The organism is Yersinia sp. 2553 StPb PI (genome assembly GCF_052217105.1).
Lineage (GTDB): Bacteria > Pseudomonadota > Gammaproteobacteria > Enterobacterales > Enterobacteriaceae > Yersinia > Yersinia enterocolitica_E.
The window spans coordinates 3387280-3399601 of record NZ_JAZGPX010000002.1 but is presented as its reverse complement, the minus strand read 5'-3'; the positions used below and the strand labels follow the sequence as shown (position 1 = coordinate 3399601).

The following is a 12322-nucleotide window of genomic DNA, read 5'->3' as shown; positions in this document are numbered from 1 at the left end:
AGTATTTGGATAATTTCGGCAACGGATGCCTAAGCGGCAGCGGTGCTTTCTGGTAATCTTTAGCGTGATTCTCAACTTCGAATGGGGAAAAAAATGCGGATTAAAGTGTTACTTGGCCTTTCAGCAGCGCTGTTGCTGGCGGGTTGTAGCTCCACTAACCAATTAAGTTCGGCGGGTGAGCAAGTGAAATTCTCTGATACGAAGCCTGGTGCTGAATGTCAGTTGGTCGGCCAGGTGGCTGGTACTCAGAGTAACTGGTTCTCAGGTGGTGGCGGTGAAAGCAGTTCTATGCGTGGGGCAGCAAATGACCTACGTAATAAAGCAGCAGCAATGGGCGGCAACGTAATTTACGGTGCTACCAGCCCGAGCGAAACCTTCTTATCAAGCTTTGCACCACTGGATAGCAAAATGGTTGGTGAAGTTTATAAGTGCCCTTGATAGCTCAAGCAAGAATTTAAATAAAGCAGGGGATGCCATGGCATCCCCTGCTTGTTACAGCCGTCATCTTTCTGGCTGCACTCGTTACTCGGCCCATTCATGGACCTCGCCTCTACAAAGCCGCTGCAAGCCGCGTTCAAATCTGCTCCCGGCAGATTTGTCACCCGAATTATTCATCCTGCATCAATCGGAGATCCAGCGGGGTCTTGCTCGGTTCACCGCCGATTTCCCGTGCTAAACGGGGAACCAAATAACCGGATACGCGGCTTAGCAGACCTTTCATTAATAGCCGTGCTTCGTCATCATCGACCATAAAGTGAGCCGCACCTTGCACTTTATCCAGTACATGAATGTAGTAAGGCAGAATACCAGCATCAAACAAGGCATTGCTTAATGTTGCCAATACCTCGGCATCATCATTGACCCCTCGCAACAGCACACTCTGATTTAAGAGGGTTACACCCGCCCGTTTGAGCTGTGCCATACTGTCCCGCAAAGGCTGATCGATTTCATTGGCGTGGTTTATATGTGTAACCATTAGCACTTGTAATCGAGTATCACCCAGCCGCTGGCATAGCGCCGCAGTGATACGGTCAGGGATAACCACCGGTAACCGGGTATGGATGCGTAAGCGCTTGATGTGAGCTATGTTTTCCAGCTCATCCAGCAACCAACTGAGCTCGTGGTCTTTCGCCATGAGCGGGTCACCGCCGGAAAAGATGATCTCGTCTAGCTCTGGGTGCTGGCGGATATAATCCAGTGCCTGATGCCAATTGGCTTTGTTGCCTTGGTTATCCTGATAAGGGAAATGGCGGCGGAAACAATAGCGGCAATTGACGGCACAGCCGCCTTTTACCAGCAGCAGTGCGCGGTTGCGATACTTGTGCAACAAGCCGGGTACGACGCTGCGTTGTTCATCAAGCGGGTCATTGGTAAAACCGGGTACTGCGATAAACTCTTCGCGTGCGGTCAGCACTTGAAGCAATAATGGGTCAGACGGATCTCCCAGCCGCATACGCGCAACAAAAGCGCGAGGTACTCTGAGAGGGAATAAACGACGAGCCTCAATACCTTGTTGCAGGTTGGGGTGTTCATTTAAGGAAAGAATTCTTAGCAATTCGGCCGGATCAGTAATTACATCGGCGAGTTGTTGCAACCAATCTTCTCTAATTGGCATGTTTCGGGTTACAATACTTGCCATTTTTTAGGCTTAACTACCAGTTTCTTGAGGACCATTATGGCCACTTATTATAGCAACGATTTTCGTCCCGGTCTTAAAATCATGTTCGAGGGCGAGCCTTATGCAGTTGAAGCCAGCGAGTTCGTAAAACCAGGCAAAGGCCAAGCTTTTGCTCGTGTTAAGATGCGCCGCCTGCTGACCGGTTCACGCGTTGAAAAGACCTTTAAATCTACCGACTCAGCCGAAGGCGCAGACGTTAACGATTTGAACCTGACTTACCTGTACAACGACGGTGAGTTCTGGCACTTCATGAATAACGAGACTTACGAGCAGTTGCAAGCTGATGCCAAAGCCATTGGCGATAACGACAAATGGCTGATTGATCAGGCTGAATGTATCGTGACTCTGTGGAATGGTCAGCCTATCGCTGTCAGCCCACCAAACTTTGTTGAACTCGAAATCACTGACACTGACCCAGGTCTAAAAGGTGACACTGCCGGTACCGGTGGTAAGCCTGCAACTCTGAGTACCGGTGCCGTGGTCAAAGTGCCATTATTCGTACAGGTTGGCGAAGTTATCAAAGTTGATACCCGCTCTGGCGAATATGTTTCTCGCGTTAAGTAAGTCTTAATAAATAAGATGCGCTGGGAATGAAAGAAAACCGCTTAAACGCGGTTTTCTGCTATCTGGGCCTGTCGGATGTGGGTTTTATCGATAGCGCACTGTTGTGCTGTTAATTGAGTCGGAAAAAGTGCAATGCTGTTTTTTTGACTATCCTTATAAGGTGAATAAGCCAAATGCCCTATAAGGAACCTTTATAATGTTAAAGAAAAGCATCGCCATTATTTTTTCATTGTTGGTTATCTCTTCATTGAGCGCCTGCAACACCACGAAAGGTGTTGGCAAAGATGTTCAAAGTGCAGGTAGTGCGATTGAACGTAGCGCTGAATAAACGTCTGTTTATATTCTTATCGGCGGCGATTGCCGCCGGATTTGTTTTTGATCGGCCATAATATTGCTGCTTATTATTTAGCGTGATAACGTATCCCTCTTACCTTTATGCTGTTCGGGACGACCTGGGCACGCATCTGTTTTTCGGGGACGACCCCGCCTGAGCGAGGTGGTTACGATGGCTTGGATTATTCTGGTTATTGCTGGTTTATTAGAAGTTATTTGGGCTATTGGCCTGAAGTATTCTCATGGTTTTACGCGGCTGACCCCCAGTGTTATCACTCTGGTAGCGATGGCGGTCAGTGTCTTTTTGTTGGCCTATGCCATGAAAACGTTACCAGCAGGCACGGCCTATGCGGTTTGGACCGGTATTGGTGCGGTAGGTACTGCTATTTTAGGTATTGCCCTGCTTGGGGAGTCTGCCAGTTTGGCGCGGGTGTTTAGCTTGGGGCTAATTTTAGCTGGAATTATCGGCTTGAAGTTGGCGTCATAACAAGGGATTTCCTTTAGCGCTCGCGGAATGAACAGCAGATCGGGTTATAGTTCGATCTGCTGTTACAGATTGAAGGCTAAAACACAGCATTATTACTTTTTAATCTCTGCGCTCGGCCCTTCCTGCTTAACCCATATCAACTTATCAACCGGGAAACCATAATTCCTCGCTACGGCAACCAAACGATCGCGGGTCTGAGTATCGATCGTTGGCGTACGGGATAAAATCCACAAATAATCCCGATTAGGGCCGGCAATTAAGGCATGCTGATATTTATCATCTAAATCAATGACATTATAGCCACCATAGAAAGGCCCAAAGAATGACACTTTAAGCGAGGCTTGTTGGGGGGAACCAATAAAATAGGCTTTGCCGATACTCTCCTGCCATTGCTGCTTCTGCGGGTTATAACCCCGGTTAATGACTTTTACACCACCATCATCTCGTGGCGTGTAATTAGCGCTGACCCTCTCCAATCCACGTTCAAAAGAGTGGTCCAACCGGGCTATTTCATACCAGGTGCCGAGGTAGCGAGGGAGTTGGAAGTTATCAACCACTTTCACGTCTTTAGGCGGGGTCACGCTACAGGCGACCGAGAGCAGAGTTGCAGTTAATACGGATAGTTTTGACCACAGGCGCATTGGCGTTCCTTAGTTTTCTGATAATTACTCTATGGTTGAGAATAGCTATCAGTTATCAGGGGCGCAAATAGATGAATCTGAGTTATTAGCTGAGTGCGGAAAAAAAACGGCCCGCTAAAGAGCAGGCCGCAGATTAGGCATGAATAATTACAGCGTCAGGACACCGATGATAGTGACCACACTCAGAATGGCTGCCAGACCATAGAATACCCATTTCCCGGCAGGGACATGGATTTTCAAATCATGCATGGCGTGATGGATACGGTGTAAACCGCACCACAGTGGCAGAATAATCATCAGCAGCAGGAAGACCCGGCCAATGAAACTCTGACAGAATGCCAGAATACGCTCATAACTCAACGCATCACCAGGGAAGGCACCCAGCGGCAGCAAAATGGCAACCAGCAGAATTACCGCCGGCGCAATAATTGCACTCCACATACCACCCGCGCCAAACAGACCCCAGAAGATAGGTTCATCGGAGCGTTTAGGGACTTGATTCATCTTGTTCTCCTCCGAGTTAGAGTAAGGCAACGGCCAGAATAATCGCGGTAGCCACGACAGTCACAACCCACAGTGCCTTGATAATTGGCTCTGGACCCATTTTTTCGCTATTAACGATAATATTGGCGGCTTTCGGTGCCAGTTCAAACCAGGTTTTGGTATGCAGCACAGCGGCCAATAACGTAATGATATTGATCAGTAACACCAGTGGGTTTTGCAGGAAACCAACGAAGCCTTCCCACCCAGCCGGGCCACTTTTCAACGCGAACACGCCGTAAATCAACAGAACACTGAACCATACTGTCGGAATCGATGTACCTTCGCGCACCATATAAAAGCGGTAGAAACCGAGCTTCTGCCACCAGTTTGGGGCCATGGTACGGACATAAGCTTTACGTTTAGTAGTCATTACTGTCTCCCCTCCCTTATTGTGGTTTAAGCATGGCGATCATGAAGTCTTTAGCACTCTCGACCTTGCCTTGTTGGATAGCAGCAGCCGGATCAACGTGTTTCGGACAAACTTCAGAACAGTAGCCAACGAAGGTACAGCTCCAAACACCATTTTTACCGTTAAGCTGTGGCATACGCTCTTTTTTACCGTGGTCACGGTTATCTAAATTGTAACGGTGCGCCAGGGTAATAGCTGCCGGGCCGATAAACTCAGGATTCAAGCCAAACTGCGGGCAAGCGGCATAGCACAAGCCACAGTTAATACAGCCGGAGAACTGATGGTATTTCGCCATCTGAGCCGGAGTCTGCTTATTCGGGCCGTCTTGCGGTTTCCGCTCGTTACCAATAATGTAAGGCTTGATAGCTTCCAGGCTCTCAATAAAGTGAGTCATATCAACGACTAAATCACGTTCAATCGGGAAGTTACCCAGTGCTTCGACTTTCATTCCGCCAGTGTATTCGCGTAGGAAAGTCTTACAGGCAAGTTTTGGAACCTTATTGACCATCATGCCGCATGAGCCGCAAATCGCCATTCGGCAAGACCAGCGATAAGAGAGGTCCGGTGCCAGGTTATCTTTGATGTAGCCTAATGCATCAAGCAGAGAGGTCTGCTCATCGTAAGGTACTTCAAAGGTTTCGAAGTGAGGTTCGCTATCACTTTCTGGGTTATAGCGCATGACCTCCATTTTCAGGAGTTTCATATCAGTCATTCGCCTGCTCCTTATCCTTCAAATCTTTTGCATCTTGTGCGGTGGCTTCGCCACCATAAACACGTTTTGCCGGTGCCAGCTTGGTAATCTTAACGTCGCTGTATTCAAGGCGTGGGGCGCCACCCGGAGTATGGAAGGCCAGCGTGTGTTTGAGGAAATTAACATCATCACGCTCGGTGCAGCCTTCATCCAGACGCTGATGCGCGCCACGGGATTCTTTACGGTTAAGTGCAGAGTGGGCCATACATTCAGCCACATCCAAGCCGTAACCCAGCTCAATGGTGTACAGCAAGTCAGTATTGAAAACACTGGAGGTATCGGTGATTTTCACGCGTTTGAAGCGCTCTTTCAACTCGGCCAGTTTATCCACCGTTTTCTGCATCAGTTCTGGTGTGCGGTAAATACCACAACCTTCTTCCATTGACAGACCCATCTCATCGCGGATTTTAGACCAATTCTCGGTCCCTTCCTGTTTCATGAGATTACTTAGGCGGGTTTCCACATCACGGGTTTGTGCATCTAGCGCACTGCCATTTGCCGGGCCGGTTTCCATGGCACGCGCTGCTGCTTGTTCACCGGCAACACGACCAAATACCACTAACTCAGCCAGTGAGTTAGAACCTAAGCGGTTAGCGCCATGTAAGCCAACAGAAGAACATTCACCTACCGCGAACAGCCCTTTGATACGGGTTTCGCACTGTTGGTTGGTTTCGATACCACCCATGGTGTAATGCGCAGTTGGACGCACTGGGATGGGTTCTTTGACTGGGTCGACACCGACATAAGCTTTTGCCAGTTCACAGATGAACGGCAAGCGCTCAAGCAGTTTTTTCTCGCCCAAATGGCGCAGATCCAGATAGACCACATCACCACGTGGCGTGGCGATGGTGCGGCCAGCACGCCATTCATGCCAGAAGGCTTGCGAAACTTTATCGCGTGGGCCTAATTCCATGTATTTGTTTTTGGGTTCACCGAGTGGGGTTTCTGGTCCCATCCCATAATCCTGCAAATAACGGTAGCCGTCTTTATTGACCAGAATACCGCCTTCACCACGACAACCTTCGGTCATCAGGATGCCAGAACCTGGCAGGCCAGTTGGGTGATATTGCACAAATTCCATATCTCGCAGCGGAACGCCGTGGTGGAATGCCATCCCCATACCATCACCGGTAACAATACCGCCGTTGGTGTTATAACGATAAACTCGGCCTGCGCCACCGGTCGCCATGATCACCGCGTTCGCACGAATTTGTACACGGGTGCCTTCCATCATATTCATGGCAACTACGCCACGTGCCTGACCGTCATCGACCAGAATATCTAACACGAAATGCTCATCAAATCGTTGAATTTGTGGATATTTCAAAGATGTCTGGAACAGTGTGTGCAGCATATGGAAGCCGGTTTTATCGGCAGCAAACCAGGTGCGCTCAATTTTCATCCCACCAAAGCGGCGAACGTTAACCGAGCCATCAGGTTTGCGGCTCCATGGGCAGCCCCAAATTTCCAGCTGTGCCATTTCTTGCGGGCAACTGTGGACAAAATGGTCAACAACATCTTGTTCGCATAGCCAGTCACCACCGGCTACCGTGTCGTTGAAATGATAGTCAAAGCTATCGTGGTCTTGTGTGACGGCGGCTGATCCCCCTTCGGCGGCCACAGTATGGCTACGCATCGGGTATACTTTCGAGATCAGAGCAATCTTCAGTTGGGGGTTGGCTTCCGCTGCGGCTATTGCTGCACGTAAACCAGCGCCTCCGGCCCCGATAATAGCAAGATCGGCGTTAAAGGTTTGCACTGCGCTTCTCCATTGTTCAAGTGAAATACCCTTCATACTTCAAGCTACATGTGCGTTGGCTGCTTTCATTCACCCGAATTATTGACTGGCGTCAACTCATCGGGACTCACTCAATTGCCGCCTTCCTGCAACTCGAATTATTTTGGATATCTAATTAAAATATATAATTTTAAATTATTATTAGGCTAACTTATTCGCCGTTAACCAGAATGATGGTATTAAGAATAGCTATTTCTTACTTTTTGTATGGGAATAATTATACCTAATGCTAAGTGCTATAAATTTGATGTGATCGATTGTTTTGTTTTATTTGAACCTACTCAGGCGCATTACTAGCAAAAACGTGATCCCAAACAGGATCTACTGGGCTAAAGTCTTTTTTGCAGCGTGAAATGCTGAATTCAAGCCAAAAATCGGGCTGATGAGTGACAGATTTGTCTGAGTGAGTAGATGCGAGTAGACTGCATCCCCTGTTTGATTTCGGAGTTAACCACCATGAGCGAAACGGCAAGCTGGCAGCCGAGTGCACCTATCGCCAATTTGTTGAAACGCGCAGCAATAATGGCAGAGATCCGGCGCTTTTTTGCCGATCGTGGCGTATTAGAAGTTGAAACGCCAACCATGAGCCAAGCGACAGTGACGGACGTTCATTTAGTCCCATTCCAAACCCGGTTTGTTGGCCCGGGCGCTGCCGATGGTATGACGCTGTACATGATGACCAGCCCGGAATACCACATGAAGCGCTTGTTGGCGGCAGGCAGTGGATCTATCTATCAATTGGGGCGCAGTTTCCGCAATGAAGAAGCTGGCCGTCATCACAATCCTGAATTCACCATGCTGGAATGGTATCGCCCACATTATGATATGTATCGCTTAATGAATGAGGTTGATGACCTGTTGCAGCAAATACTGGATTGTAATAGCGCTGAAACCTTGTCTTATCAGCAAGCATTCCTGCGCCACTTAGACATTGATCCATTGTCGGCAGATAAAGCACAATTGCGTGAAGCCGCGGCAAAACTGGATTTAAGTAATATTGCCGATACAGAAGAAGATCGCGATACGCTATTGCAGCTGCTGTTTACCGTCGGAGTCGAGCCACACATTGGCCGCGATAAACCCGCCTTTGTTTATCATTTCCCCGCGTCTCAAGCTTCACTGGCGGTGATCAGCACTGAAGATCACCGAGTAGCAGAACGTTTTGAGGTTTACTTCAAAGGTATTGAGTTAGCGAATGGTTTCCATGAGCTGACTGATGGTGATGAACAACTGCAACGTTTTGAGCAAGATAATCGCATTCGAGCCAAACGGGGTTTACCGCAGAACCCAATTGATATGAACCTAATTGCCGCCTTGAAACAGGGCTTGCCGGATTGCTCAGGAGTGGCGTTAGGTGTTGATCGTCTGGTGATGCTGGCGCTGGGGGCGGAAAGATTAGATGAGGTTATCGCATTCCCAGTAGGGCGTGCTTAATAACCCCTCGCCCTTGGCGCCGCAGCGGTGTTCGCTACGTTCACGAACCCGAATCACTTACTGATGTAAGCTCATCGGGATTAATGAACTTGCTGCCTTGCTGCAACACCAATGACTTTGGGTAATATTCCTGATTATTGGGCCTGACTCTTCACAGAGTCAGGCCATTTTTCTATCGATACGTCAACTTAACTTACAAGCTACCCGGTGTGCGGCCGCGCCCTGAAGTAATAGTGCGGCCAGCGCCACGCCCCAGTGTTTCCAGCCGAGCCTGGAAGGGTGGGAATGGCAGAGTAATGCCGTGCTCACGGTAACCGGCCAGAATCAACTGGTGGATTTCATGGCGCAGTGGCATACGATGTCCCATTTCGGCGGCGTAAATACGCAGTTCGAAAATCTGAATCCCTTGTTGAAGATCAACCAGATAGACCTCGGGTGCCGGGTTATCCAATACCAAGGTACAGCGGCGTGCAGCAGTAAGTAACACCTCAGTCACTTCCTCACTGCTGGTTTCAGCCGGAGCCGGCACTGTGAGTACCACACGGGTAATTGAATCTGACAGTGACCAGTTAATAAATTGCTCAGTAATAAATGCCTTATTCGGCACGATAATTTCTTTGCGATCCCAGTCAGAAATAGTTGTGGCACGGGTATTGATTTTGGTCACGCTACCGGTGAGATCACGTATGGTCACGGTATCGCCGATACGGATCGGTTTCTCGAACAAGATGATCAGACCAGAAACAAAGTTGGCAAAAATTTCCTGCAAACCGAACCCCAAACCTAAACCAAGTGCGGCAACCAACCATTGGAATTTCGCCCACTCGATCCCTAACATAGAGAAACCGAGCAAGCTGCCGAACAGGATCAACAGATATTTGGTGATGGTGGAGATGGCATAGCCCGTCCCCGGCGTCAGATCCAGATGCTGCAATAGCGCCAGTTCCAGTAGGGCAGGCAGGTTGCGCACTAGCTGGGTAGTCACAACCATCACTAAAATAGCGATCAGCAGTGATCCCATGGTGATCGCCTGCACCGACTCAATACCGTTAATGGTGGATGACACATCCCACAGGCGAATATTTTCCAGAAAACCAAAAGCTGAATGAATCTCAGACCACAATGCTATCACTGAAACCAAGGCGATCATCGTCAGGATCGATCGCACCAGACGTAGAGATTGGGCGCTGATCACATCCAGATCAATGACCGGTTCCTCAACATCAATGGACCCTTCGGTACTGTTATTGTGCGGCGTATCTTCTTCACCGCGGGCGCGCTGCGCCAGAATATCGGCTCGCCGCTGCTTAGCTCGGTCAAAAGCAATACGGCGGCGCTGAATCAGCATCCAACGGCGGATAATATGGTAAACCACCAACAAGAAGAACCAGATGGCAACCGAGGTTTCCAAACGCGCCAGTAGCGCCTGTGAGGTGGTGAGATAACCGAGCGCCGAGGCCAATGCCGCAATCAGTGGGGCAGATAGCAGTAGCCCCCATAACGCCACGTTAATGATGTTCTCGCCCGAGCCTTTTTTATCCAGATAGAGTGGAATACCGGCTCGTTTCAGGCTATTGGTCACCAGACTTAAGGCAACACACAGCAAAATAAAGCACAGGCGGCCCAGGGTACCAGCGAATTCACGGTCGTTATAATTCTCGAATGTAATCAGTGCCATCATCAATGGGATAATCAACCACACAGACATGCGATAAAAACGCATTGCCCGCCCGACCTGCGCCGGTGACCAGCGGAAGTGGGTGATAAACAGGCCATGAGGATGTGCAAACGAGGCACTTATCATAAACAGCCACAGTACTGGCACGGTGGCAGTGACGGCATTACCAATGGCGATCGCCATTGGATATGACCAAGCGTTTTGCAGGCCATAGCCGAGCGCGGCCCACAATACCGGTAGCGGCAGCGCCATCAGAATTGACCAGAAAACGGTACGTAATGTCAGGGAGAAATGGTCTTGCGTAACCTTACCCACCCGGCTGCTAGCACGCTCCAGGAAGGCATGATAGTGGCGACGCAAGCTGATACTGAAACCGACAAACAGCAAGGCTGCGCTGATCGGTAGCAGTGTCTCTTGGCTGGTCATCATCATGACGAACGCGCCACTTAACTGCGAAAGTGTATCCAGCGACAGTAAGCGGGTCAGGTCATGGGCAACGTTAATCGGGTAAGACAGTGATATTGGGCTGACATCTGCGACCCAAAACAGATAACGGTGAGTGGCCTCGCGAACTTCACTTAGCGCATCCACCAACTGACTGTTGGCCACTTTCAACTTGGTTAATTCTAGAATCTGGGTGTCATAGCCAGACAGCAGAGAATTCAGCAATTCGCGCTGTGTGCGCCATTGAGCATCAAGGATCCGCTGCTGTTCGGTGGTGAGCGGTGTACCATCATTTTGCTTTAATTTGACATTTTGCTGCTGTAACTTCTCCAACATGTCTTCATATTGCAGACGTTGAACCCGCAACTGCGCCATATCACGATCCAGTTGCTGAGATTTCGGTACGTCAGGCAATCTTGCAACTTGTGCCCGCAGTGTTTCCCCCAGTGCGGTTGAAACGCCCAGCCACTGGGCCTGTTCACGAATAGTACTGAGAGCCTGCCGGACTTGTTGGGTTTGGGCTACCGCTTGCCGTTGTTGCGAAGAGATCAGATCAATGCGTTGCGCCTGTTGATTTAGCGCTTGGGATAGCTCGCGGTTGATTTGCAGTTGCTGGATGATTGACTCAGGTAAATCGCCCCCTTGTTCCGCCAGTAACTCGGTGCGCTCAAGTGCCTGTTCAGCCGCCTGCTGACGCTGGTTATTGAGATTATTACGTAAGGTTTGGAGCTGAGCATCAACCCGTTCTTGACGCTTTTTGTATAACTCGGCGCGCAGCCGTGACAGCTCTTGCCGGTTGTTGGCTGAGAGCTGAGAAAGCTCCAGTTCATTGGCTTTAGCCTTACGGGCCACGGCTTCTGCTTGTAGTAATGCAAACTGTGCCTGTGCGACCGGATTGGCGGGGTTACTTTGTGCCTGAAGGCGGGTGCTGATTTCAGTCAGAATTCGCCGAGCTTCTGATTGCTGCTGAGGCAACTGGCTGAGGGATTCACTGATTTCCCGCGCCCGATCCTGTTCTTGTTGCGACAGACGGCTTAATTCCAACAACTGGCTGCTGATTTGCAGCACTTGTTGTTCCAGTTCGGAGGTAGACATGTTACTGGGTACGGGCAGGGGTTTATCCCCTTCTTGCGCCAGTTCCTGGCGTAACTCGCGGGTCAGTTTGGGGAAGTCATCAATGGCTTTTTGATACTGCTGGGCGCGGATATCAGACTCTTTTGCATCCGCCAGCCAACTAAGAGCCGATTGCAGCGCCTGAACAATTTCGGTCTGATTTGGCATCCCTTTATTGGTTTCAGCCTGTTTCAGCTCTTGTCTGAGCTGATCTTCATTAGGCTGAGTTGCCGCATGCAACGGCAAAGACAGCAGCATGACAAATGACAGTAACAGGCCAAAAGAGAGTGATTTACCAAAAAATCGAGAAATTATTAGGCGCACGTAAGGGTTCCTTAACATCGATTACGTTTATACCCGTCATACTTCAAGCTGCATATGCATTGGCTGCTCTCGCTCACCCGAATCATTGACTAGCGTCAACTCATCGGGTTTATTCGCTTGCCGCC

12 protein-coding genes are annotated in these 12322 nt (G+C 49.5%); 5 read left to right on the top strand and 7 right to left on the bottom strand.

What is annotated here, in order from left to right; translation table 11 throughout:
- Positions 1–93 precede the first annotated feature (93 nt).
- Positions 94–438 carry a DUF4156 domain-containing protein gene (locus V2A84_RS17085; RefSeq protein ID WP_032906818.1) on the top strand — a complete coding sequence of 115 codons (345 nt, stop codon included), beginning with the start codon at positions 94–96 and terminating at the stop codon, positions 436–438.
- A gap of 169 nt (positions 439–607) precedes the next feature.
- Here the strand turns inward: V2A84_RS17085 and epmB are convergent, their stop codons facing one another.
- Positions 608–1639, bottom strand: a complete 1032-nt coding sequence (gene epmB, locus V2A84_RS17080; RefSeq protein ID WP_372568570.1) for an EF-P beta-lysylation protein EpmB — start codon at positions 1637–1639, stop codon at positions 608–610.
- Positions 1640–1675: 36 nt separating this feature from the next.
- Between epmB and efp the strand changes: the two genes are divergently transcribed.
- The 3 genes from efp to sugE all read left to right on the top strand — a co-directional run bounded on the left by efp (position 1676) and on the right by sugE (position 3062).
- Positions 1676–2242 (top strand): elongation factor P, encoded by a 567-nt coding sequence (gene efp / locus V2A84_RS17075; RefSeq protein WP_083161001.1) that lies wholly within the window; start codon positions 1676–1678, stop codon positions 2240–2242.
- 196 nt (positions 2243–2438) lie between these two features.
- A complete protein-coding gene (locus V2A84_RS17070; RefSeq protein ID WP_004392446.1) occupies positions 2439–2570 on the top strand; it encodes an entericidin A/B family lipoprotein in 132 nt (43 codons plus the stop codon).
- Between the two features lie 177 nt (positions 2571–2747).
- Entirely contained in the window at positions 2748–3062 is a 315-nt protein-coding gene (gene sugE / locus V2A84_RS17065; RefSeq protein ID WP_083160999.1) for a quaternary ammonium compound efflux SMR transporter SugE, read from the top strand.
- 92 nt (positions 3063–3154) lie between these two features.
- Here sugE and blc read toward each other — a convergent pair whose 3' ends face one another.
- From blc to frdA, 5 genes are all read right to left on the bottom strand, one after another.
- Positions 3155–3703 carry an outer membrane lipoprotein Blc gene (gene blc, locus V2A84_RS17060; protein ID WP_083160997.1) on the bottom strand — a complete coding sequence of 183 codons (549 nt, stop codon included), beginning with the start codon at positions 3701–3703 and terminating at the stop codon, positions 3155–3157.
- Between the two features lie 147 nt (positions 3704–3850).
- Positions 3851–4207, bottom strand: coding sequence for a fumarate reductase subunit FrdD (gene frdD / locus V2A84_RS17055; RefSeq protein ID WP_372557814.1), 357 nt, complete (start codon positions 4205–4207; stop codon positions 3851–3853).
- Positions 4208–4223: 16 nt separating this feature from the next.
- Positions 4224–4616, bottom strand: a complete 393-nt coding sequence (gene frdC / locus V2A84_RS17050) for a fumarate reductase subunit FrdC (protein ID WP_083160993.1) — start codon at positions 4614–4616, stop codon at positions 4224–4226.
- A 16-nt stretch (positions 4617–4632) separates the two neighbouring features.
- Positions 4633–5367 carry a succinate dehydrogenase/fumarate reductase iron-sulfur subunit gene (locus tag V2A84_RS17045; protein WP_032906821.1) on the bottom strand — a complete coding sequence of 245 codons (735 nt, stop codon included), beginning with the start codon at positions 5365–5367 and terminating at the stop codon, positions 4633–4635.
- Positions 5360–7165 carry a fumarate reductase (quinol) flavoprotein subunit gene (gene frdA / locus V2A84_RS17040; protein WP_083160991.1) on the bottom strand — a complete coding sequence of 602 codons (1806 nt, stop codon included), beginning with the start codon at positions 7163–7165 and terminating at the stop codon, positions 5360–5362. The genes V2A84_RS17045 and frdA overlap by 8 nt, the downstream gene beginning before the upstream one ends.
- A 495-nt stretch (positions 7166–7660) precedes the next feature.
- Here frdA and epmA point away from each other — a divergent pair, with 495 nt between their 5' ends.
- Positions 7661–8638: an elongation factor P--(R)-beta-lysine ligase gene (gene epmA / locus V2A84_RS17035; RefSeq protein WP_083160989.1), complete on the top strand. Its 978-nt coding sequence runs from the start codon at positions 7661–7663 to the stop codon at positions 8636–8638.
- 193 nt (positions 8639–8831) lie between these two features.
- On the opposite strand, the gene mscM is transcribed toward epmA, so the two are convergent.
- Positions 8832–12215: a miniconductance mechanosensitive channel MscM gene (gene mscM, locus V2A84_RS17030; protein ID WP_102970487.1), complete on the bottom strand. Its 3384-nt coding sequence runs from the start codon at positions 12213–12215 to the stop codon at positions 8832–8834.
- Positions 12216–12322 lie beyond the last annotated feature (107 nt).

Excerpts from the sequence above, each read along its gene's own strand:
- V2A84_RS17070 (WP_004392446.1), top strand. The coding sequence starts at position 2,439 with ATGTTAAAGAAAAGCATCGCCATTATTTTTTCATTGTTGGTTATCTCT.
- epmA (WP_083160989.1), top strand. The coding sequence starts at position 7,661 with ATGAGCGAAACGGCAAGCTGGCAGCCGAGTGCACCTATCGCCAATTTG.
- blc (WP_083160997.1), bottom strand. The coding sequence starts at position 3,703 with ATGCGCCTGTGGTCAAAACTATCCGTATTAACTGCAACTCTGCTCTCG.
- epmB (WP_372568570.1), bottom strand. The coding sequence starts at position 1,639 with ATGGCAAGTATTGTAACCCGAAACATGCCAATTAGAGAAGATTGGTTG.
- mscM (WP_102970487.1), bottom strand. The coding sequence starts at position 12,215 with ATGTTAAGGAACCCTTACGTGCGCCTAATAATTTCTCGATTTTTTGGT.
- frdC (WP_083160993.1), bottom strand. The coding sequence starts at position 4,616 with ATGACTACTAAACGTAAAGCTTATGTCCGTACCATGGCCCCAAACTGG.
- efp (WP_083161001.1), top strand. The coding sequence starts at position 1,676 with ATGGCCACTTATTATAGCAACGATTTTCGTCCCGGTCTTAAAATCATG.
- V2A84_RS17045 (WP_032906821.1), bottom strand. The coding sequence starts at position 5,367 with ATGACTGATATGAAACTCCTGAAAATGGAGGTCATGCGCTATAACCCA.
- sugE (WP_083160999.1), top strand. The coding sequence starts at position 2,748 with ATGGCTTGGATTATTCTGGTTATTGCTGGTTTATTAGAAGTTATTTGG.
- frdD (WP_372557814.1), bottom strand. The coding sequence starts at position 4,207 with ATGAATCAAGTCCCTAAACGCTCCGATGAACCTATCTTCTGGGGTCTG.
- V2A84_RS17085 (WP_032906818.1), top strand. The coding sequence starts at position 94 with ATGCGGATTAAAGTGTTACTTGGCCTTTCAGCAGCGCTGTTGCTGGCG.